The 20804-nt window shown below is 36.5% G+C and carries 30 protein-coding genes and 1 pseudogene; 22 read left to right on the top strand and 9 right to left on the bottom strand.

All coding sequences use genetic code 11. The features are described 5' to 3' along the window. Positions 1-160 precede the first annotated feature (160 nt). Positions 161-706, top strand: a complete 546-nt coding sequence (locus BPMYX0001_RS17760; RefSeq protein ID WP_050774441.1) for a hypothetical protein — start codon at positions 161-163, stop codon at positions 704-706. A 29-nt stretch (positions 707-735) separates the two neighbouring features. Here BPMYX0001_RS17760 and BPMYX0001_RS17765 read toward each other — a convergent pair whose 3' ends face one another. Then, on the bottom strand, positions 736-1119 hold the full coding sequence (locus tag BPMYX0001_RS17765) for a rhodanese-like domain-containing protein (RefSeq protein ID WP_003200301.1): 384 nt from the start codon (positions 1117-1119) through the stop codon (positions 736-738). Positions 1120-1289: 170 nt separating this feature from the next. Between BPMYX0001_RS17765 and BPMYX0001_RS17770 the strand changes: the two genes are divergently transcribed. Further along, positions 1290-2126: a lipoate--protein ligase family protein gene (locus BPMYX0001_RS17770; RefSeq protein WP_003200303.1), complete on the top strand. Its 837-nt coding sequence runs from the start codon at positions 1290-1292 to the stop codon at positions 2124-2126. A gap of 28 nt (positions 2127-2154) precedes the next feature. Here BPMYX0001_RS17770 and BPMYX0001_RS17775 read toward each other — a convergent pair whose 3' ends face one another. The 3 genes from BPMYX0001_RS17775 to BPMYX0001_RS17785 all read right to left on the bottom strand — a co-directional run bounded on the left by BPMYX0001_RS17775 (position 2155) and on the right by BPMYX0001_RS17785 (position 4183). Continuing rightward, entirely contained in the window at positions 2155-3000 is an 846-nt protein-coding gene (locus tag BPMYX0001_RS17775; RefSeq protein ID WP_006095932.1) for a hypothetical protein, read from the bottom strand. A gap of 200 nt (positions 3001-3200) precedes the next feature. After that, positions 3201-3860, bottom strand: a complete 660-nt coding sequence (locus BPMYX0001_RS17780) for a hypothetical protein (protein WP_006095933.1) — start codon at positions 3858-3860, stop codon at positions 3201-3203. Positions 3861-3865: 5 nt separating this feature from the next. Beyond that, complete coding sequence (locus tag BPMYX0001_RS17785) at positions 3866-4183, bottom strand: PadR family transcriptional regulator (RefSeq protein ID WP_016132003.1); 318 nt, start codon at positions 4181-4183, stop codon at positions 3866-3868. A gap of 183 nt (positions 4184-4366) precedes the next feature. Here BPMYX0001_RS17785 and BPMYX0001_RS17790 point away from each other — a divergent pair. The 3 genes and pseudogenes from BPMYX0001_RS17790 to BPMYX0001_RS17800 form a co-directional block, all read left to right on the top strand. Next, a pseudogene (locus tag BPMYX0001_RS17790) lies at positions 4367-4780 on the top strand (spore photoproduct lyase family protein); the annotation flags it as partial. Between the two features lie 145 nt (positions 4781-4925). Further along, positions 4926-5354, top strand: coding sequence for a transcriptional regulator MntR (mntR, locus tag BPMYX0001_RS17795; protein WP_016116280.1), 429 nt, complete (start codon positions 4926-4928; stop codon positions 5352-5354). Between the two features lie 104 nt (positions 5355-5458). Beyond that, positions 5459-6115, top strand: coding sequence for an HAD family hydrolase (locus BPMYX0001_RS17800; protein ID WP_033797069.1), 657 nt, complete (start codon positions 5459-5461; stop codon positions 6113-6115). 17 nt (positions 6116-6132) lie between these two features. Here the strand turns inward: BPMYX0001_RS17800 and BPMYX0001_RS17805 are convergent, their stop codons facing one another. Together BPMYX0001_RS17805 and BPMYX0001_RS17810 are read right to left on the bottom strand one after the other, a co-directional pair. After that, positions 6133-6534: an SA1362 family protein gene (locus BPMYX0001_RS17805; RefSeq protein WP_006095934.1), complete on the bottom strand. Its 402-nt coding sequence runs from the start codon at positions 6532-6534 to the stop codon at positions 6133-6135. Between the two features lie 83 nt (positions 6535-6617). Further along, complete coding sequence (locus BPMYX0001_RS17810) at positions 6618-7538, bottom strand: DUF1385 domain-containing protein (protein WP_003200320.1); 921 nt, start codon at positions 7536-7538, stop codon at positions 6618-6620. A 243-nt stretch (positions 7539-7781) separates the two neighbouring features. Between BPMYX0001_RS17810 and BPMYX0001_RS17815 the strand changes: the two genes are divergently transcribed. From BPMYX0001_RS17815 to efp, 4 genes are all read left to right on the top strand, one after another. Then, positions 7782-8246 carry a YqhR family membrane protein gene (locus BPMYX0001_RS17815; protein WP_006095935.1) on the top strand — a complete coding sequence of 155 codons (465 nt, stop codon included), beginning with the start codon at positions 7782-7784 and terminating at the stop codon, positions 8244-8246. A gap of 75 nt (positions 8247-8321) precedes the next feature. Continuing rightward, entirely contained in the window at positions 8322-8762 is a 441-nt protein-coding gene (gene aroQ, locus BPMYX0001_RS17820) for a type II 3-dehydroquinate dehydratase (protein WP_006095936.1), read from the top strand. Between the two features lie 4 nt (positions 8763-8766). Beyond that, positions 8767-9828: a Xaa-Pro dipeptidase gene (gene pepQ, locus BPMYX0001_RS17825; protein ID WP_003200325.1), complete on the top strand. Its 1062-nt coding sequence runs from the start codon at positions 8767-8769 to the stop codon at positions 9826-9828. 20 nt (positions 9829-9848) lie between these two features. Continuing rightward, positions 9849-10406: an elongation factor P gene (efp, locus tag BPMYX0001_RS17830; RefSeq protein WP_006095937.1), complete on the top strand. Its 558-nt coding sequence runs from the start codon at positions 9849-9851 to the stop codon at positions 10404-10406. A gap of 37 nt (positions 10407-10443) precedes the next feature. On the opposite strand, the gene BPMYX0001_RS17835 is transcribed toward efp, so the two are convergent. Then, a complete protein-coding gene (locus BPMYX0001_RS17835; RefSeq protein ID WP_018780777.1) occupies positions 10444-10746 on the bottom strand; it encodes a hypothetical protein in 303 nt (100 codons plus the stop codon). After that, on the bottom strand, positions 10743-11306 hold the full coding sequence (locus BPMYX0001_RS17840) for a GNAT family N-acetyltransferase (RefSeq protein WP_033799096.1): 564 nt from the start codon (positions 11304-11306) through the stop codon (positions 10743-10745). Before BPMYX0001_RS17840 ends, BPMYX0001_RS17835 begins: the two co-directional genes overlap by 4 nt. 197 nt (positions 11307-11503) lie before the next feature. Between BPMYX0001_RS17840 and BPMYX0001_RS17845 the strand changes: the two genes are divergently transcribed. Genes BPMYX0001_RS17845 through BPMYX0001_RS17885 form a run of 9 tightly spaced genes read left to right on the top strand, consistent with a single transcriptional unit; the run spans position 11504 to position 17023 of the window. Further along, complete coding sequence (locus tag BPMYX0001_RS17845; protein ID WP_003200251.1) at positions 11504-11785, top strand: YqhV family protein; 282 nt, start codon at positions 11504-11506, stop codon at positions 11783-11785. 27 nt (positions 11786-11812) lie between these two features. Beyond that, positions 11813-12739 carry a stage III sporulation protein AA gene (spoIIIAA, locus tag BPMYX0001_RS17850; RefSeq protein ID WP_006095939.1) on the top strand — a complete coding sequence of 309 codons (927 nt, stop codon included), beginning with the start codon at positions 11813-11815 and terminating at the stop codon, positions 12737-12739. Then, a complete protein-coding gene (spoIIIAB, locus tag BPMYX0001_RS17855; protein ID WP_033799097.1) occupies positions 12733-13248 on the top strand; it encodes a stage III sporulation protein SpoIIIAB in 516 nt (171 codons plus the stop codon). The genes spoIIIAA and spoIIIAB overlap by 7 nt, the downstream gene beginning before the upstream one ends. A gap of 15 nt (positions 13249-13263) precedes the next feature. Then, on the top strand, positions 13264-13467 hold the full coding sequence (spoIIIAC, locus tag BPMYX0001_RS17860) for a stage III sporulation protein AC (protein ID WP_000020914.1): 204 nt from the start codon (positions 13264-13266) through the stop codon (positions 13465-13467). A gap of 20 nt (positions 13468-13487) precedes the next feature. Beyond that, positions 13488-13874: a stage III sporulation protein AD gene (spoIIIAD, locus tag BPMYX0001_RS17865; protein WP_077293892.1), complete on the top strand. Its 387-nt coding sequence runs from the start codon at positions 13488-13490 to the stop codon at positions 13872-13874. A 10-nt stretch (positions 13875-13884) separates the two neighbouring features. After that, the gene (gene spoIIIAE / locus BPMYX0001_RS17870; RefSeq protein WP_003208467.1) at positions 13885-15057 is read left to right on the top strand and encodes a stage III sporulation protein AE; all 1173 of its coding nucleotides are present in this window, start codon (positions 13885-13887) and stop codon (positions 15055-15057) included. A 12-nt stretch (positions 15058-15069) separates the two neighbouring features. Continuing rightward, positions 15070-15702 carry a stage III sporulation protein AF gene (gene spoIIIAF, locus BPMYX0001_RS17875; RefSeq protein WP_006095941.1) on the top strand — a complete coding sequence of 211 codons (633 nt, stop codon included), beginning with the start codon at positions 15070-15072 and terminating at the stop codon, positions 15700-15702. Continuing rightward, positions 15692-16357: a stage III sporulation protein AG gene (gene spoIIIAG, locus BPMYX0001_RS17880; RefSeq protein WP_018780781.1), complete on the top strand. Its 666-nt coding sequence runs from the start codon at positions 15692-15694 to the stop codon at positions 16355-16357. Before spoIIIAF ends, spoIIIAG begins: the two co-directional genes overlap by 11 nt. Positions 16358-16369: 12 nt before the next feature. Then, complete coding sequence (locus BPMYX0001_RS17885; RefSeq protein ID WP_006095943.1) at positions 16370-17023, top strand: SpoIIIAH-like family protein; 654 nt, start codon at positions 16370-16372, stop codon at positions 17021-17023. 71 nt (positions 17024-17094) lie between these two features. Here BPMYX0001_RS17885 and BPMYX0001_RS33220 read toward each other — a convergent pair whose 3' ends face one another. Next, complete coding sequence (locus BPMYX0001_RS33220) at positions 17095-17292, bottom strand: hypothetical protein (RefSeq protein ID WP_016116263.1); 198 nt, start codon at positions 17290-17292, stop codon at positions 17095-17097. Between the two features lie 485 nt (positions 17293-17777). Here BPMYX0001_RS33220 and accB point away from each other — a divergent pair, with 485 nt between their 5' ends. The 4 genes from accB (at position 17778) to nusB (ending at position 20790) form a co-directional block, all read left to right on the top strand. Then, complete coding sequence (gene accB / locus BPMYX0001_RS17890; protein ID WP_018766177.1) at positions 17778-18266, top strand: acetyl-CoA carboxylase biotin carboxyl carrier protein; 489 nt, start codon at positions 17778-17780, stop codon at positions 18264-18266. Between the two features lie 16 nt (positions 18267-18282). Further along, positions 18283-19635, top strand: coding sequence for an acetyl-CoA carboxylase biotin carboxylase subunit (gene accC, locus BPMYX0001_RS17895; RefSeq protein WP_006095944.1), 1353 nt, complete (start codon positions 18283-18285; stop codon positions 19633-19635). Positions 19636-19658: 23 nt separating this feature from the next. Then, positions 19659-20051 (top strand): Asp23/Gls24 family envelope stress response protein, encoded by a 393-nt coding sequence (locus BPMYX0001_RS17900; RefSeq protein ID WP_003208459.1) that lies wholly within the window; start codon positions 19659-19661, stop codon positions 20049-20051. Positions 20052-20397: 346 nt separating this feature from the next. Further along, entirely contained in the window at positions 20398-20790 is a 393-nt protein-coding gene (gene nusB, locus BPMYX0001_RS17905) for a N utilization substance protein NusB (RefSeq protein WP_018780784.1), read from the top strand. The last annotated feature ends 14 nt before the right edge of the window (positions 20791-20804 follow it).

The following is a 20804-nucleotide window of genomic DNA, read 5'->3' on the forward strand; positions in this document are numbered from 1 at the left end:
AAATAGAAATGCTGTGTCAAAATGTGTGAGATAAACGAGGAAAGTTTCCAAAGGGAGAATGAACAAGCGAAGCGAATATGAACAACATACTAACGCTTTGTTCGTAAAGGGAGCGGTATGAAAGGGCGGAAACAAATTGAAAAAAGGGCTCATTTGTTTCGTGTTTTCTAGTGTGTTACTTAGCTCATGTTCGTTTCAACAAACGATAAATGAAGAGAAAAATTTTGTGGAAAGCACAGGAGGGGCTACAGATCGCGTATCTGGTCCTATCTTATTAAAAGATGTTTCTAATTATTTTCCAAAATCAGTTAAAGTTCCAACGTTTTTACCGTATGACATTACGAATGATATAAAAGGGGAAGTAAGAGCAATTGGGAAGAAGAACGCTGTCTTAACGATTAAATATAAGCAAAAGGAAACAGAAAAAAAAGATTATGTAGAATTAACAGTTGCTAATTTTTCTTACAGTTTTCCTTATATTGTAGAACAAAATCGATTTCATGAAAAAATGAGATTGGATAATGGTTCAGCTGCCTATTTTAAAAATAGGGATGAGGGCGAGCATGGGGAAGAATTTGCAACGCTTATATGGAAAGAGAAAGGGCTGGAATATCAGTTGTTGTATCGAAATACAGAAGTACAAGATGGAGAAGTAGTAAAAAAGAACTTACTATATATTGCGAACAACATGGAAGAAAAGAACTAGCGGATGAATCATGCTAGTTCTTTAAAATATTATTTCTTTTTAATTTTGCCTGTCCAAGATTTAAATCCACCTTGTAGTTGGTAGAAATCTTTGTAACCTTGTTTTTTTAGATATTGAGCTGCACGTCCTGTACGGAATCCGCTTTGGCAGTATAAATAGACAGGTTGGTCTTTACGTAGCTCTTTGTAACGCATACGGATTTGTGATAATGGAATGTTACGAGCACCTAAAATATGCCCCGCGTTAAATTCATCTGCTTCACGAATATCGATAAGCTGTGCCTTACGGTAGCCAGCGCGAAATTCTTCTTCTGAAAGTGTTTTAATTAATTTTTTCTGATAGAAAAACATCCATACAGAGTAGCCGATGATTCCTACGATTACGGCTAGTATAATAATCAAGTTTGTTGACACGATTCTATCGCTCCCTTTTTTCTTATCCTACTTTCAATATTATAATGCCCATATGTATTTATGCAACAGGTTCGTTCGGTGAGGAGGAGAAATTTCGTATTCTTTCACAAATTTTGTCGAATTTGTTAGACTAGAGATTGTGAAAAATAATTGGTTATATGAGGTGCAGGATGGGAAAAGAAAAATGGTGTTATATTAACTCTGGTCAATGTTCACCAGCATTTAATATGGCGTTAGATGAATGTTTATTAAATTGGCAAAGTGAAAAGAAAATGCCGCCGACGATTCGTTTTTATGAATGGGAAGTGCCAACATTAACAGTAGGGTATTTTCAACGTGTAGAAAAAGATATCAATATGGATGTAGTAAATGAAAAGAAATATGGTTTTGTTCGCCGTCAAACAGGTGGTAGGGGTGTATTGCATGATAAGGAATTAACGTACAGTGTTATCGTTTCTGAGGATCATCCGAATATGCCGAAAACAGTTACGGAAGCATACCGAGTAATTTCGCAAGGGTTATTAGACGGGTTTAAGGCGTTAGGATTAGAAGCTTACTATGCGGTTCCAAAAACGGAAGCAGACCGTGAGAATTTAAAAAATCCACGCTCAGGCGTATGTTTCGATGCTCCATCTTGGTATGAAATTGTTGTAGAAGGCCGAAAGATTGCTGGAAGTGCACAGACACGACAAAAAGGTGTTATCCTGCAGCATGGATCTATTCCGCTAGAAATCGATTTAGATGAGCTGTATGATTTATTCTTATTCCCAAATGAGCGAGTGAAAGAGCGTATGAAGAGCATGTTTTCTTCTAAGGCCGTTGCAATCAATGAATTAACAGATCGAACGTTTACAATCGAACAGTTGATTGAAGCCTTCCAAGTTGGATTTGAAAAAGGCTTAGATGTGGAGCTAGTTCCGTATGAACTAACGGAAGAACAGCTTAAGGAAGTGCAAACATTGGCAAAAGAAAAGTACGAAAGTGATGAGTGGAATTATAAAAAATAAGGAGAGGGCATTTGCCCTCTCCTTATTTTTATAGTAAATTCAGTACTTTTTCTACTTTGATTCCTTTGTCTTGTAAAGAACGAAGACGATTTACAACATCCATAATCTCTTTATCAAAAGTAACGCTAATTCCTTGGCTTTGTAATTCTTCTTTTAAGTTTTCAATGGAATCATCTATATCGATGCCAAGCTCATAATCTTGACATACTTCAATTGTTTTCTTCACAAGCTTCACATAATTTTCTTGTAGTTTTGAATTCGCTTCGGCTGGAGCCGCTTGTTTTGGTTTTGTAGGCATAGCCGAAACCGTTTCTTGCTTTGCAACCGGAGTGGGTACTTCTTTCTTTACAGGTGCTGAAGTAGGTGCCGCTACAACTGTCTCTGAACGTATTGGCTTTGGCGCTGGTGCTGGAGTAGGTTTAGGGATTACAACGGGTTCTTCAGCACGTGTAACAGGCTTTGGAGCAGCTGTGACTACTTTAGGTACTTTTTCTACCACTACTTCTTTTTTGGGAGCAGTTTCTACAGGTGCCACTTCCTGTTCAGCTGCTTCTTTATTCTCTTTGCTCCACATAACGCGTTCGATTTCTAGGGAAACATTGTTTTTGTTCATTGCGGTTAATGTAACTTTACCAACTTCAGCGTTTCCAGTGAAATCGACAATTTTATAAATCACACTTTTGTTCCAATCTACGTTCCCGCTCAAAAATAATTCTTCGTTACATTTTGGCGTTAAGCCCTCGATTTTAATTTCTGCATTTACACCGTTTTCACTATATACCATAATTAGCGAAGCATTTACATCTTCGTCTGCTAACATTAGTTCACGTACCATTTTGCCGGTGCGTACTTGCGTTTTTTTCTTAAGTGACATCAAATTTCCCCTCTCAAAAATTCATTAATAATAAAAAAATCGTATAACGAAAAATAATTGCTCACGAAGAAATATGATACCGATAATAAAAGCATCACGTCAACAATTAACTTTAATTATTTTGCATTTTTCTTTTTTTCTTTATGAAATTTTTCAATTTGTAAAATTAGACAGAAGAAAAACAGCCTTTTTGAAGGCTGTTAAAATCTAGAGGTTTTATATAAAATTTTGTATAAAATGTAAAAGGAAATTGTAATAAGAGCACCTTGCCAAACTGTTAAGTTATAGGATAAATAAGGTTTTGTTTTAAAATAAATATCTGAAAACACTGATAATCCAAATGGTATGCAAGCTGATAATATGAGCATAATTTTTTGCTTCCAAGACGCTAACATTGTGAAAGAATATCGTCTTAATACGGAAAAAGTTAAAAAAGTACCAGTGGTTAAAATAATAGCTGACAATATTGTTCCTAGGATACTAAATGGAATCCCTGGTTTATTTGCATGATTAAAAAATACATGCGTAAATGTATCATATCCAAATTGGATAGCTAACAATAAACTAACTGCAAAGCCAATAACTGCACCTTTTTCGAAAGTAGTTTGGTGCTCAGAGGAATTAATTAATTCATCGCAATATGCTTTTAAATCCTCTCCAAAAATATCATAGGCATTTTTACTATTTTTTTGAGCTTCTAAAAGGTGATCTAGTATTTCTAATAATAGCTCCTCCATTTGCTCCTGTGGAATACTAGTAAACCGCAAATATATGAGCATATCTCCATAGATAGCTTCATTTTCGGGGGTTAGAAGTTTGCGTTTTTTATTATTCAGCTCAATTAAATCTTTCGCTTTCATCAATCTCACTCTCCCTGCAATAAATTATTTACCGTTGTCGAAACCATCCCCCAGCTCTTCTTAAACTCTTCTAGCTGTTCGAACCCTTTATCGGTTACATGATAATATTTTCGCTTTGGCCCAAGGCTAGAAGCTTTTAATGTACCAGCAATGAGTTTTTCTTTTTGCATTCGTAGCAAAAGAGGATAGATACTACCTTCACTTACGAATGTAAAGCCATGTTGGTTTAATTTCGTACTCAGTTCATATCCATACACTTCTTCTTGCGAAATGATATATAAAATACATCCTTCGAGCACACCTTTTAACATTTGACTATGCAATTGCGTCACCGCCTTCAAGTAACTTGTTGTGCAAGGTAGTTGTTATCTGAATTATAACATTCGGTAACTTGCAACACAAGTTACTAAAGTGGAAAGTTTTAAACAGCGCTGTCAGCGTGCGTTTGCTCATACTAAAATGAGGGAGGGGATCATATGAAGCCATTTATGCCAAAGCTTGTTTATTTTGAACCGGGTACCACACCATTTGAGGATCGAATTGAAGCAGCCCGTAAAGTAGCGGGAGCAAATTTCCCACTTGGTTTTATTGTTGCTCCAATTTATATGCATGAAGGTTGGGAAGACGGGTATCGTGAATTATTTGGACGACTTTTTGATGCGTTAAAAGATTTAACCCTACTAAATTTATCATTCGAATTGATTCAACATCGCTTTACTAAGCCAGCGAAAAAGGTAATACAACAACGTTATCCCAATACGAAACTCGAAATGGATGAGGAGAAACGAAAATATAAATGGGGACGATATGGCATCGGAAAATATGTATATCAGAAAGATGATGCAGTGAGGTTAGAGGAAACGATAAGAAGATATAGTTACGAATATTTTCCGAATGCTGAAATTCAATATTTCACATAAAAGAATCTGTATATACATGCAGATTCTTTTTATGTTTCATAGCTTTTGGTCTGTTTCCACCCTTGTCATGATAACCTTTCTGGTGTATCATTTTATTGATTGCTTAGTGCGGAAAACACAAAATAAAATTGGATGGAGGAAGCCGATGCCTACCCCTAGTATGGAAGATTATATTGAACAAATTTATTTGTTAATTGATGAAAAGGGATATGCCCGCGTATCTGATATTGCTGAAGCGCTTAGTGTACATCCATCCTCTGTAACGAAAATGGTACAAAAGTTAGATAAAGATGAGTATCTAATTTATGAAAAATATAGAGGGCTTGTATTAACATCAAAAGGGAAAAAAATCGGGGAGCGTCTTGTATATCGTCATGAGTTACTAGAACAATTTATGCGTATCATCGGTGTGGATGAAAGTAAGATTTATAATGATGTAGAAGGAATTGAGCATCATTTAAGTTGGGAAGCTATTGACCGCATTGGTGATTTAGTACAATATTTTGAGCAAGATGAACTTCGAATTGAAACACTTCGCGGTGTTCAAAAAGCAAATGAAGAGCAGGGGAAGTAAAGGGAACGAGAGGCGTTTCCTTTTTTGTTTAGAAGAGGAATTTACTTTATTTAAGTTGAATGTATAGAGATGTGAAAAATTGTTTTGTAAAAGGCGGGATCGGAATGAAAGCAATTATTTTTGACTTTGATGGATTAATTGTAGATACAGAAACAATTTGGTTCCAAGCTTTTCAGGAAGTAATTCGCGAATATGGTGGAGATTTATCTCTAGAAGAGTTTGCAAAATGTATTGGAACAACAGATGAAGTGCTTTATACATATATTGAACAACAATTGAAAGAGCAATTTAATAAGAACTTGCTAAAAGAAAAAGTTTCGGCTTTACATCAAGAGAAAATGAAAATACCAGTAGCTCGTGATGGTGTGAAAGAATACTTAGAAGAAGCAAAAGGTCTTGGAGTAAAAATTGGTTTAGCTTCTAGTTCTTCAAGAGAATGGGTTATTGGGTTTTTAGAAGATTTAGGGATTCGGGAGTATTTTGAAGTAATTAAAACGAAAGAAGATGTGGAGAAAGTAAAACCAGATCCAGCACTGTATAAAGCGGCTATTGAAGAACTGAAAATTGATTCTTCAGAAGCTGTTGTGTTTGAGGATTCAGTAAATGGATTGAAAGCAGCGATTGCGGCAGGATTAAAATGTGTCGTTGTTCCAAATGAAGTTACAAAGGCTTTGCAGTTTGAAAATCACCATCTTCGCTTAGGAAGTATGAAAGAAAAAAGCTTAACAGAAGTACTTCAATATGTGAGGGAGCATAAATAAAAGAAAGACCGCATTTCCTAAAAGGAAGCGCGGTCTTTCTTTTTATTTTTTTTACCTTCAATCACGGTTAAATGAGATTGTTTTCGTTTCCTTTTTAACAATGATGAATTGCCTTTCTTAACTTTGTCATCAGAAGCATTTCGTTTTAATAAAGAATTGCTTAGGGGTGCTACGTTTTGTTTTCCGTATTTTCGGTTCGATTGTTTCGCAGCACGCTTATAAGAGTTTTGCGAATTGGCGGAACCGCTGGAACTTGTAAACATTTTATATAATAAATAAAAGACACCAACAACAAGTAACATGATGACAATGTTTTTAACCATTCCGTATGGATCTGTAATTGCAGATGATACGAGACCGAATATTGCTAACCCAATAATAAGCACGAATAAAGCGAACGTAAACGAACGACCGTTCATAGGGAACACCTCCTAAATAACATATATTAAAATTAGTATATTAGCGACAAGGAAAGGAGTTGAGTACCATTTTTAAAAAATTATTAGTGTTTTTCTTCTAAACGTAATAATTCTTCAAAGGATGCAATTGCAACTTCAACTTGATCATCTTCTGGTTCTTTTGTTGTTAATAGTTGAAGCCATAACCCTGGGTATCCTAATGCGCGCAAGACCGGAATATCTCGTAATCGATTCGTAAATTGCAAGACTTCAAAAGAAATCCCTAGAACAACTGGAATTAATAAAATTCGATTTACCACTCTGACCCAAAGGGGATCAGTTGGAACAAGAAAGTAGACAAACATTCCGATAATGACTGTAAATATAATAAAACTACTACCGCAACGATAATGGAGACGAGTTTGTTTTTGTACATTTGCTACTGTCAGCGGAAGATTGTTTTCGTAAGCATTAATGACCTTATGTTCCGCACCGTGATATTGAAACACACGCTTAATGAGCGGAGTTAGTGACACAATATATATATAGCTCAGTAAAAGGATGAGCTTAATGATGCTTTCGACAATAATTTGCCCAGTGTGAGATGGGAAAATCGGTCGTGTCAATTCCGCTAAAAGTGCGGGGACTGCTGTGAAAATGACTTTGCCGAATATGAACGATAAGACTCCGACTGCGGCTACTCCTAATACCATCGTTAATTTTGACTGCTCTTCTTTCTTGTGTGTAAGTTGTTCATCGTCTTCAGGATGAACGTCAAATCGTTCCGAAGCAAAGTTTAAATGTTTTGCTCCATTGGCACTTGCGTCAACGATAGCGGCGATACCACGTAGAAATGGAACTTTCTTTAGCATAGATAATACTTTATTCCGCACGCGTGGTAATCGATAAAATTCGATTGATTTATCTTTGCGACGAACCGCTGTAACAGTATATTCTCTACCACCAAACATAACTCCTTCTATGACCGCTTGCCCACCGTATATTTGTTTTGTCTCCTCTGCCATGTTAACACCAACCTGTATTTGTTTCTCTCTTATGTAGAAAAGAGGCAATTGTCACACTTGGTTCTGTCATTGTGAGATTTGACAATCACCGAGTTTCCTTTATTTTATCGACAAACACAAGCTGCTGACAAGGAAAATTGTTACGGAAGCCAGACATTTCTTATTCTTTTTATAGACAAATTTCGCATGATTTAAACATGCTTCAAAATAGTTTCGGACATACTAGTAAGCGGAGGTGTCGATGTGAAGCAAGAACAATCAATAACAAAAAACATTGTACAGATTGGTTTATTTGGTGGTGTTTTTTGGGGATGTATATGGTATTTTCTTCATATTTTTTCATTTACAGAAGCCGGACCAAACTATTTGCTTTTACCATTTGCGTTTGGATCGTGGAAAGAAGGAGTTTGGGGAAATGTATTGGGTATTATTTGTATAGGGCTTCTTTCTATTTTAGTGGCATTTCTCTATAGGGCTCTTTTCAAAAGATTTGAAGGGATACTACCGGGAATACTCTATGGACTGTTTTGGTGGGGCATTTTATTTTTCGGACTGGGTTCTATTGCACCTGTTATAAAAAATGCACTTCATTTACCGAAAGAAACAATTGTCACAACAATATGTATTTTTATTTTATACGGTGTGTTTATCACATATTCTGTTTCATTTGAAGCGAACAATGCGAATCAAGGGGAAGGGTTGGAGTAGACAAACTATTCAAATAAGTGGCTCCTGTGTTAGAATGTTGTATAGACATTTTTTATATTAAGGAGTTTAAAGTATATGAAAAAAGTACTCCTCGTTAACGGTCCTAACTTAAATCGTCTCGGTGTTCGAGAAGTGAATGTATACGGGAAAGGAACGTTGGCATCATTAGAAGAAGAGATGAAGCAAGAAGCAGAGAAATTGGGAGTGGAGTTAGAATGTTTTCAATCGAATCATGAAGGTGCTCTTATTGACATCATTCATGAGGCTGATGACATATATGAAGGAATCATTCTAAATCCAGGAGCATTTACGCATTATAGCTATGCGATTCGAGATGCGATAGCGAGCATTTCGATTCCAGTTATTGAGGTACATATTTCTAACATCCACCAGCGGGAATCGTTTCGTCATGAATCTGTGACAGCAACAGTCGCGGCGGGCCAAATTGTTGGGTTTGGTTTTTATGGCTATAAGTTAGCGTTATTTGCATTATTGGAGAAACTTAGGGAGGCATAAATTGATGGAAAAGATCACGAAGTTAAGAAATGCATTTGGTGAAGCTGGTATTGATGGTATTTTATTAACGAATGAATATAGCCGTAGATATATGACGAACTTTACAGGGACAGCTGGTGTTGTACTTATTTCTAATGATCGTGCTCTGTTTATTACAGATTTCCGCTATGTAGAGCAAGCTGGTAAACAAGCTGTTGGTTATGAAATTGTGCAACATACAGGACCAATTCTGGATGAAGTTGCGAAACAAGTGAAAGAATTAGGAATTCAAAAGCTTGGCTTTGAGCAAGATACTCTTACATATAGCTCTTATACAGCACATAAAGAAGCGGTAGAAGCGGAATTTGTTCCAACTTCTGGGCTTGTAGAAAAGTTACGCTTGATTAAGACGGATTCAGAGATTAAGATATTAAAGGAAGCTGCACAGATTGCAGATGCTGCCTTTGAACATATTCTATCATTCATTCGCCCAGGCGTATCTGAAATTGAAGTGTCAAATGAACTTGAATTTTTCATGAGAAAACAAGGAGCAACATCTTCTTCGTTTGATATTATCGTTGCTTCAGGACTTCGTTCAGCATTGCCGCATGGTGTGGCATCTGAAAAAGTGATAGAAAAAGGAGATTTCGTAACATTAGACTTCGGTGCTTATTATAAAGGATATTGCTCTGATATTACGCGTACGATTGCAGTCGGCGAACCATCTGATAAATTAAAAGAAATTTATAATGTCGTTTTAGAAGCACAGCTTCGTGGTGTGAACGGCATTAAAGCTGGTTTAACTGGTCGTGAAGCTGATGCATTAACACGTGACTACATAACGGAAAAAGGATACGGTGAATATTTCGGACATTCTACTGGTCATGGAGTGGGCCTTGAAATCCATGAAGCACCAGGCTTAGCATTCCGTTCTGAAACGGTACTTGAGCCAGGAATGGCTGTGACAGTAGAACCGGGCATTTATATTCCTGGTGTTGGCGGTGTGCGTATCGAGGACGATATTATTGTAACAAGTGAAGGTAATGAAGTAATCACGAAATCTCCAAAAGAACTTATTATTTTGTAATACACAGGAGGATTTTTTGCATGATTTCAGTAAATGATTTTCGTACAGGTTTAACAATTTCAGTGGACAATGCCCTTTGGCAAGTGCTTGATTTCCAACATGTAAAGCCAGGTAAAGGTGCTGCGTTCGTTCGCTCTAAATTACGTAACCTTCGCACAGGTTCTGTTCAAGAAAAAACATTCCGTGCTGGTGAAAAAGTAGAAAAAGCACACATCGAAAACCGTCGTATGCAATACTTATACGCGAGCGGTGAGTCTCACGTATTTATGGATAACGGAACTTATGAGCAAATCGAACTTGGCGAAAACCAAATCGAGCGCGAACTTAAATTCCTAAAAGAAAACATGGAAGTAGCAATTATGACATACCAAGGCGAAGTACTTGGTGTTGAACTTCCAAACACAGTTGAGTTAAAAGTTGTAGAAACAGAGCCTGGTATTAAAGGTGACACAGCTTCTAACGTAACAAAACCAGCTACATTAGAAACTGGCCTTGTTGTACAAGTACCAATCTTCATTAACGAAGACGAAATGCTTATCATCAACACAGGTGAAGGTAAATACGTTTCTCGTGCATAGTTAGAAAAAGCACTCGTGATGATCACGAGTGCTTTTTTTATGTGAAATAAGGTATATAATAAATGATGCTTGTAATAAGACTGATAGCTATAAGACTGATTGTTCCCATTATGTAAGGACTCCAAATGAATTGGAATGGTTTTACTATCCCTGTTTTGTATATAGTGTGATCCATATTGGCATTAAGATTGATATTTAACGCAAGCAACCAAATAACACCGAATATCGCTAAACTCCCTAGAAAGAAGGCCTCCATAAATGACCAACCAACCATTTTTGAAAAAAGGTAGATACCAACAAATTCTAATGTGATTGTGACAAAAAATTTAATTGCTTTCAATTTGATGCCTCCTTGTTTTTTAATTCCATCCAATTTAAAAAATTCTCACGAGATATAACATGTAGCACACAAGGGGATTTTGTCTCTTTTTCTAGTGCTATATGTTCATCTGGAAACTGTTTTTCTACATGTAGAGAAATATAAGGTAATTTCTCCTGCGCTTTTTGCGAACGGATATTAGTTGTTTTTGCGCCCGCGAATACATATGTAAGATCTAATTCTTCAAATGCCATTTTAAAAATTTCCTTTTTAGCAGCTTCATTGTATCCTTGGCCCCAATATGGATAGCCGAGCCAACTACCGATATGAGATTTCTTTTTTTTGTGATCGATATGTTTGAGAGAGGTGATACCAATTATCTCCTTGTTTTCATTTACAATCACTCTTGATAGAGATTGTTTTATTCGTTCTTCTTCCATTGCAAAACGAATAAATGCTTTTGTATCTTCGATAGTTTCTACTTTTAGCCCTAGGGCGTCTTTCACATGTGGATCGCTAGATAATGTGAAAATGATGTCTGCATATTGTAAATCGAGTGGTAATAATGTTACGTGATTCATAGAAAATCCCCTTTCGTACACTAAATATAACATAAACTAATGGGAATATTCAGATTTTTACGGTAATTGATGTGAAAAATTATGTTTTTACTTCTGAAATAGACAACCTCTGCATATGGTTGTACAAATATATTCTTTTTGGAATAAGAGTTTTGTTAGTGAACTGAAAAGTAATTAGTAGGAGAGAAGGTGGGAGAATGAAACAATGGCTGGCGGCAATGGAAACATCCGTGCTTGTCATGGGATTGCTTCGGTTGTTTTCAGGTAGTGCGGAGATATTCGCCGCTTTGCTTATGCTTTATGTGAATGATGCAAAAAAAGCATTGTTTATAAATGGTATGTTGGCATTTGTTGGACCGACTGTATTAATTTTAACGATGTCGATCGGCATTGCGAGCGTTGCAAATGAAATTTCTTTTTTGAAGCTCTTTTTTCTAACTCTCGGAATTGGCTGTATTTTTATTGCAGTGCTGAAATAGTAAGTCAAGTATGGTGGGGAGAAGCAGATGAAAGAAGTATTAGAGGTTTTACCAAAAGCGATGAAACAGTTTATTGAAGGCTGTGAACAATATAGCGCGTTAGAAGAAATTAGGGTTCGGATAGGAAGGCAACTTGAATGTATTGCTCGTGGAGAAGTGTTCTTTTATGACTATGTCGTTACAGCAGAGGATGCAATCTACTTATTAAATAAGCTTAGTCAATATTCTATTTATACGATGGAAGAAGAGTTAAAGCGTGGGTATGTTACTTTGCGCGGTGGTCACAGGATTGGCTTAGCTGGAAAAGTAATTACAGAGAAAAGTGCAGTGAAGATGATTCGAGATGTGTCATCATTTAATATTCGAATTGCCCGTCAAAAAATCGGGATAGCTGAGCCACTCTTATCTTATTTGTATGACTCACGTTGGTTAAACACAATGGTAATTGGCCCTCCGCAAACAGGGAAAACAACACTTCTCAGGGATGTGGCACGTTGTATGAGTCAAGGGGTTCGTTCTCATGAAATTCCTTCTTGTAAAGTGGGGATTGTTGATGAACGTTCAGAAATCGCTGGATGTGTAAAAGGGATTCCGCAATATGAATTTGGCCAGCGTGTTGATGTGTTGGATGCATGTCCAAAAGCAGAAGGAATGATGATGATGATTCGTTCCATGAGTCCGGACGTATTAATTGTTGATGAAATTGGGCGTGTGGAAGATAGTGAAGCGATTATGGAGGCGGTACATGCGGGGGTTCAGCTTTTTATAAGTGCTCACGGATTTTCTTTTGATGATGTAATGAAACGACCATCTTTAAAGGCTGTGATGGAGCTTGGTGTGTTTGATCGCTTTATTGAACTATCAAAAGCAAAGGGACCTGGAACCGTTGTTCAAGTCAAGGATGGAGATGGAAAGCCTGTTCAAAGGCGAGGGAAGGTTCAAAGCGTATGGTGAAAATATTTGGTGCGGTGTTAATTGTAGCGGTGAGCACTCTCTTTGGTTTTTCGTATGCCAAAAGATATAGTGAACGCCCGCGTCAACTTAGGCTTTTAAAAGCAGCGCTGCAATCGTTAGAAGCTGAAATCATGTATGGGCATACGCCTTTATCAGAAGCAGCAGAGCGCTTAGTAAAACAAATGCCAAAGCCTTTAAACTGGATATTTCAAAGTTTTTCAAAGCGACTAGAAAGCGGCGAACAAACAGTTAGAGAGGCTTGGCTTGAAAGTTTACAAGAAAATTGGAAACTCACTGCATTTAAACAAACTGAATATGAGATTTTGCAGCAATTTGGTGAAACGTTAGGGCAGCATGACCGTGAATCGCAGCAAAAGCATATTCGCTTATGTATTACGCACCTAGAAAGAGAAGAGGGTGAAGCGAAAGCACTTCAACTTCAATATGAAAAGATGATAAAGAGTTTGGGTGTACTAGCAGGACTACTTATCGTAATTTTACTGCTATAGGGGGGGAGAAAGGCGATGTCCATCGATGTTGGATTAATATTTCAAATCGCCGGAATCGGCATTGTTTTAGCTTTCATTCATACAGTACTAAAAGAGTTAAAGCGGGAGGATATTGCAAACTGGGTTATTCTTGTCGGTTTTGTTGTTATTTTATTTCATGTTGCATTTTTGATTAATACTTTGTTTGACAAGATTAAAAGTGTCTTTCTCTTCCAGTAAAGGAGGCGGTTCGAATCGAGATTTTACAAATTGTCGGATTGGGCCTCGTCGCGACATTTTTAGCAGCTGTGCTAAATCAACATAAATCTAGTATCACTTCTTTGTTTATTGTGTTCATCGCGAGTGTCATGTTTCTGCTGCTAATCGATCAAATTCATTCTATTTTAAGAATGATTGAGCGAGTTGCCAGTGAGGCGAAAGTAAGCAATGTCTATGTAGAGACACTGCTGAAAATTATTGGAATTGCTTACATTGCTGAGTTTGGGGCACAAATTACAAAAGATGCTGGTCAAGGTGCAATTGCTTCAAAAATTGAATTAGCAGGGAAAATTTTAATTCTTGTTATGGCTATTCCTATTTTAACGGTTGTAATTGAAACAATTCTTGGTTTTTTACCTACGGGATAAGGGGGAGTGAATGTTGCAAAGGTTTGGAGCTAAGCTGCTGTTTGCTTGCTTCCTTTTCTTTTCTTTACCAATTGTCGTACAAGCTTCTCCTGTAGAAAAAAACGTCGTAGATCAACAATTGGATAAACTCGGAATCGAAGATGTGAAGCAGTTTTGGGACGGGCTTGTCACAAAATACGGAGGTTATTTACCAGAGAGTCAAAAGGGAAGTTTTATGGAATTTGTAAAGGGCGAAAAGGAATTTTCTATAAAAGAATGGATGATAGGGCTATTAAAATATTTATTTCATGAGCTTGTTGCAAATGGAAAGCTACTTGGAACGCTCATTATGCTCACAATTTTCAGTGCATTATTACAATCACTACAATCTGCCTTTTCGAAGAGTAGCATAAGTAAAATTGCAGATGCCGTTGTATATATGGTGTTAATTATTTTTGCTTTAAATAGTTTTTATGTGGTCATGACGTATGCACGAGAAACGATTCAAACGATGGTAGATTTTATATTAGCTTTGCTTCCTATTCTCCTAGCACTCATAGCGACCGGAGGCGGGGTTGTATCAGTATCCTTCTTCCATCCGATTATCATTTTTTTAATGAATACAAGTGGGCTGCTTATGAACTATATTGTTCTTCCGCTCTTATTACTTGCGACCATCTTAAGCATTGTAAGTACAATGAGTGATCAATATAAAGTTACGAAATTGTCCAAGCTCCTGCAAAATGTAAGTGTTGGGATTATTGGTATCTTTCTAACAGTTTTTCTAGGCGTATTATCTGTGCAAGGGACAGCAACAGCAGTTGCTGATGGTATAGCTGTTAAAACAGCGAAGTTTGTAACGGGAAATTTTATTCCTGTGGTAGGGCGGATGTTTACAGAAGCGGCGGATACTGTTATTAGCGCCTCTGGGTTATTAAAGAATACGGTCGGGATTATCGGGCTTGTTATCTTATGTTTAATCGTTGCTTTTCCAGCGATTCAAATCTTTTGTATCGCGTTTATTTATAAATTCGCAGCGGCAGTACTACAGCCAGTTGGCGGAGGAGCTATTATTAAATGTTTAGATATTATAGGAAGAAGTATCATTTATGTATTTGCCTGCTTAGCTATCGTATCCTTTATGTTTTTTTTAAGCATTACCATTATTATTGCCGCGGGGAACATTACCCTCATGATGCGATAGGAGGTGACGAGTATGCAATTTGTTACAGAGTGGATTAGAAATATTATCGTCTTTTTGCTCTTAGCGACGATGCTGCATCTTATCCTTCCTAATTCAAATTTACAAAAGTATGTCAAATTTGTTGTGAGCTTATTGTTAGTCGTTTTAATCTTAACGCCGCTATTTAAGTTATTACAAATGGATGTAAATGAAGTGATTGCGAATTTTAATCAAGAAAAATACGTAGCGGACGGATCGATAAAAAATTCAATTGATACAAAGAAAAAAGAAATACAAGCCCTAACACGTGCATATAGTTTAGAAGAGATGGCTGTCAAAATGAAAAAAGAAGTTGGAAAAGAATTTGAGAAAAAGTATGGCGTGACAGTGTCTGAAATAAAAATAATTGCAGCAGAAACTAAGGAAGAAGTAAAAGCGGCAAAAGATATTCAATCTGTTATTGTGACGCTAAAAGAAGCTGAAGTGAAGAAAAACGATGCAATTGAAACAGTAAAGCCAGTTGAAATTAATACGAGAGCGCCTCGGAAAACTTCGGAAGAAACAAATGTAGAAATGAAACAGTTCTTTTCAAGCAGGTGGCAGCTAGAGGATAAACAAATCCAAGTTCAAATGGAAGGGGGGACAGGTAGAGTAAATGGACAATAAAGATAAAAACTCGAAATTCTCATTTTTTCGCAACTTATTGAAAGGGGACGAAAAAGATGATAGGGAGAAAGGAAAAAAAGTAACACCTAAGTTTTTGCTTGTCCTACTCATACTTGGAATGTTGCTTATGTTTTTTAGTAATTTCTTTCAACCGAAAAAAGAAGAAGTGCCTGTGTTTAAAGAAAAGACAAGTCAAGATTCAGAAAAAGATGTGCCGACTTTTGGACAAAAAAAGAGCGAGAACATGTCAGCTATAGAAAAATACGAAAAAGCATATGAACAAGAATTGAAAGCAGCATTAGAAGATATAACAGGGGTTAAAGATGTGTCTATTGAAGTGAATTTGGACTCATCAGAAGAAAAAATACTTGAAAAAAATATTGTGAAACGATCGCAAACAACAGGTGAAACAGATAAAACTGGAGGAAAAAGACAAGTTGAAGATGAATCAACTGATGAAAAAACGGTGATTATACGCGAAGGTGATAAAGAAACTCCGATTGTATTGCGAACAGAGAAACCAAAAGTGAGAGGTGTCCTTGTCGTAGCAAAAGGGGTGGATAATATACAAATAAAAGCAATGGTAAAGGAAGCGGTGACACGTATGCTTGATGTACCATCACACCGCGTAGCAGTACTACCAAAAAAGGGTTAGGGAGGAAATAAAGTGTTGAAAAAACAAACAGTTTGGTTACTAACAATGCTAAGTTTAGTTGTTGTGTTATCTGTCTATTATGTAACAACGCCTGACAAAATGAATACTGCAACACCAACAGCGAGTGAAAAGGTTGGACAAGAAAAGCAAGGTGTTGAAAAAGAAGTGACAAAAGAAACGACAAAAGAAACATCTAATAAAGAAGCTACTCCAAAAGAAACAACGAAAGAAACATCGGGCAAAGAAACAGAGAAAAAAGATGATAGTAAAAAAGAGACAAGCAAAAAAGAAGGCAATGTAACAGTTCAATCAAGTGATGAAAACTTTACAGCACTTCGTTTGAAAATGGAAGATCAACGCAGTGCAGAGAAAGAAAAATTACAAGATGTTATGAAATCAACGAAATCTTCCGCTGAAGAAATAAGTAAAGCGAAAGATGAATTAAATGCAATCGATCAGATGGAAACAAAGGAAGGGTTGCTTGAAACAGTTATTAAATCACAAGGTGGCTATAAAGATGCGCTTGTAAGAGCTGATGGAACTGATATTAAAGTAACAGTAAAAGCTACGAAGCATTCTCAAAAAGAAGCAAATAAAATTATCCAACTTGTTCGTGCTGAGGCAGGATCCAAGGATGTAGGCGTCAAGTTTGATCCAGTAAAATAAATTTTAAATATGTATTACGAGCTATGATAAGCTGGAGGATTACTACTCGCGAACAGCCGGATAGAAAAAAGCTATCGTTTTCGATAGCTTTTTTCTATTTCATCTTTTTGTGCTATTTCAATGTTTTCTCCTCGGAAAGGAGAAATGCGCTGAGAGTAAAAAATTAAAGGTTCGTGGTAATGGTGGTTGCTTTTTCCGTATTTTATATGAGTGAAGACAACGATGAGCCAGATTAATACAGCTGGTAAGAACAAGATGAGCCATATCATGTTTCTGCACCTCACTATTAAGATATTTTACTTTACTTTGAACATACTATTCGTATGTGAAGGAAGGATGAACGGCTTGTAAATAAAAAAATAATATTTTGTAAAATATGTTGTTGTACATAGTTAAAATAAGATGAGAATAATAAATCAAGAGCTCTAAATTTTAAATGAAAAAAGAGAAAAAACATGTTTTTTATGAAGTGGTCTTGCCAATTTTGAGTGAAACTTGGTATTATTACTAGGTAATAAATTATTTAGTGAAATAATATTTTTTACAGGAGTTTCGATTTATCGTAAAGAAATATAAATTGGAATGTTGAAAATATTTATCGTAAGATGAGAGTAGCAAAAGTTTCTATTAGTAAATGTTATAGGAATGATTTCTCTAGGAGAATGAATCGTATCTTTACAGACAACATAGTTTGCTTTTATATGTTCAGTATCTGTAAGAACGGGACAAACAAGTGTATGGGAGTGGATTTTATATGTTTAAAATTCAAGAAGTTCGTGAATTAATTAAGTTAATTGATAGCTCTAACATTGATGAATTTGAATACAAAAAAGATGGCACGACAATTAAAATGAAAAAGCGTGGGAATGAAGTTGTGTCTGTACAGACAACGCCAGTAGTGAAACAAGCATTACAAACGCAAGCGGTAGAAATGGAAACAGCCGTAGCAGCGGCGCAGGTAGAAGTACCGAAGCAGGAAGAGAAGAAAGCTGTTCAAGATGAGAATTTACATACAATCACATCACCGATGGTTGGAACATTCTATGCATCTTCTTCACCAGATACGCCTGCATATGTAAGTGTCGGGGATCGCGTTTCAGAAGGTACAGTCGTTTGCATCGTTGAAGCGATGAAGCTCTTTAATGAAATTGAAGCAGAAGTAAATGGAGAGATTGTTGAAATTCTTGTGAACAACGGACAACTTGTTGAGTATGGACAACCGCTATTTCTTGTAAAAGCGTAATAAGGGAGTCTTTGTGATGATAAAAAAAGTATTGATAGCCAATCGTGGGGAAATTGCTGTGCGAATTATTCGTGCTTGCAAAGAGATGAATATTGAAACAGTAGCTATTTATTCAGAAGCGGATAAAGAATCACTTCATGTGCAAATCGCAGATGAAGCGTATTGCGTTGGGCCAACAATGTCGAAAGAAAGCTATTTAAATTTGACGAATATTATAAGCGTTGCAAAATTAACAGGTTGTGATGCAATTCACCCTGGTTATGGATTTTTAGCCGAAAATGCTGATTTTGCAGAACTATGTCGTGAATGTAACTTGATTTTTATCGGACCTAGCCCAGAAGCAATTTCAAAAATGGGTACAAAAGACGTTGCGCGTGATACAATGAAAGAAGCAGGGGTTCCGATTGTACCAGGTTCACAAGGGATTATAAAAAACACAGAAGAAGCAATGGAACTTGCAAATCAAATTGGATATCCCGTTATTATTAAAGCAACTGCAGGTGGCGGCGGAAAAGGTATTCGTGTTGCACGTCATGAAGAGGAGCTTATAAAGGGAATTCAAATTACACAGCAAGAAGCTAGTACCGCTTTTGGAAACCCTGGTGTATACTTAGAAAAGTACGTTGAAGATTTCCGCCATGTTGAGATTCAGATAATGGCAGATGCACATGGCAATGCGATTCATTTAGGAGAGCGTGATTGTACAATTCAGCGCCGTTTGCAAAAACTATTAGAAGAAAGTCCTTCTCCTGCTCTTGATGCAAATATTCGTGAGAAAATGGGTGAAGCGGCAGTAAAAGCAGCGGTAGCGGTTGATTATACAGGTGCTGGTACGGTTGAGTTTATTTATGAATATAAAACGAAAAGCTTTTACTTTATGGAAATGAACACGCGAATTCAAGTAGAACACCCGGTTACAGAGATGGTAACAGGGATGGACTTAATTAAAGAGCAAATTCGTGTTGCTTCAGGAGAAAAGCTATCGCTACAGCAAGAAGAAGTACAATTTAAAGGTTGGGCAATCGAATGTCGAATTAATGCGGAAAACCCTGCCAAAAACTTTATGCCATCTCCAGGGAAAGTGGAAATGTACTTACCACCAGGAGGATTTGGTATTCGCGTCGATTCAGCTGTTTATCCTGGTTATTCAATTCCACCTTTTTATGATTCGATGATTGCGAAATTAATTGTTCACGGAAAAACACGTGAAGAAGCAATTGCAAAAATGAAGCGAGCACTTAGTGAATTTGTCATTGAAGGCGTACATACGACAATCCCGTTCCATTTACAATTGCTAGATCATCCTGATTTTATAAAAGGGGAATTTAATACTAAATTTTTGGAAGAGCATGAACTTGTGACGCAGTGATACATTTAAAGGAGGTTTTTTTCATGGCTGAACATATGTTAGATATGGGTCAAGATACAACCCTTGGAAAAGTAGAAATTGCACCAGAAGTAATTGAGGTAATTGCAGGTATCGCAACTGCTGAAGTAGATGGCGTAGCGGCAATGCGCGGCAACTTTGCTACAGATGTTGTTGAGAAGTTAGGAAAGAAAAATCACGGTAAAGGCGTGAAGGTTGAATTAGTAAACGACGATATTATCGTTGACGTTTATGTTGTCATGTATTTTGGTGTAGCAATACCAGTTGTTGCACAAAAAATTCAAGATAATATTCGCCAAGCACTCTTTACAATGACGGGTCTTGAGCCGAAAGAAGTAAATATTCACATCGTTGGCGTAACATTCGAAACGCAAAAAACAGAAATCGAGCCAGTATAAGAATGAGAAGGTGCCTTGTCAAATAGGCACCTTTTTTCTCGTTTCATCTCTTCATGCACGAAACCTTTAAATTATTATACTATTTTAAAAAATACAAAATATAAAAAGGGAATGATACGTTTTTTCAAAAAACGTACATTGTGATAAGGTATGGAACTTGAAGTTAATCTTTTTATTATTTTTCAGCCTTGTAACTCGTGTATGAAACGATAAATTGTGTTATTATCATTGTATTATAAGGTTGAAAAATCAATGAAAACTGTAAGAGTAAGTAAATTGACGGCTTATAAATTATAATAATATAACAAAACATAAGGAAAGACTTGAAGTATAAAGGAGAGTTACAATGAAACGTAGGACGGCTAGAGAAAGAGCCATGCAAGCATTATACCAAATGGATATTACTGGAGAATTAGAGCCGAAAGTAGCGGTGGAAAATACGCTAGAAGAAGGCGAAGAAACAAATGAGTTTTTAGAATCACTTGTTGTTGGTTGTGTAGAACATAAAGAAGCAATTGATGAAGCAATTCGTCAAAATTTAAAGAAGTGGAAATTAGAACGTATTAGTATTGTAGATCGCAGTATTTTACGTCTAGCTGTGTATGAAATGAAGTACATGGAAGAAATTCCACACAATGTAACAATTAACGAAGCAATTGAAATTGCAAAAACATTTGGGGATGAGGAATCTCGTCGTTTTATAAACGGCGTTTTATCTAATATAAAAGACACACTGTAATTTCTTTAAGGGGG

Origin of the sequence: Bacillus pseudomycoides DSM 12442, from assembly GCF_000161455.1 — a bacterium.
In the GTDB taxonomy this organism is placed as follows: Bacteria; Bacillota; Bacilli; order Bacillales; family Bacillaceae_G; genus Bacillus_A; species Bacillus_A pseudomycoides.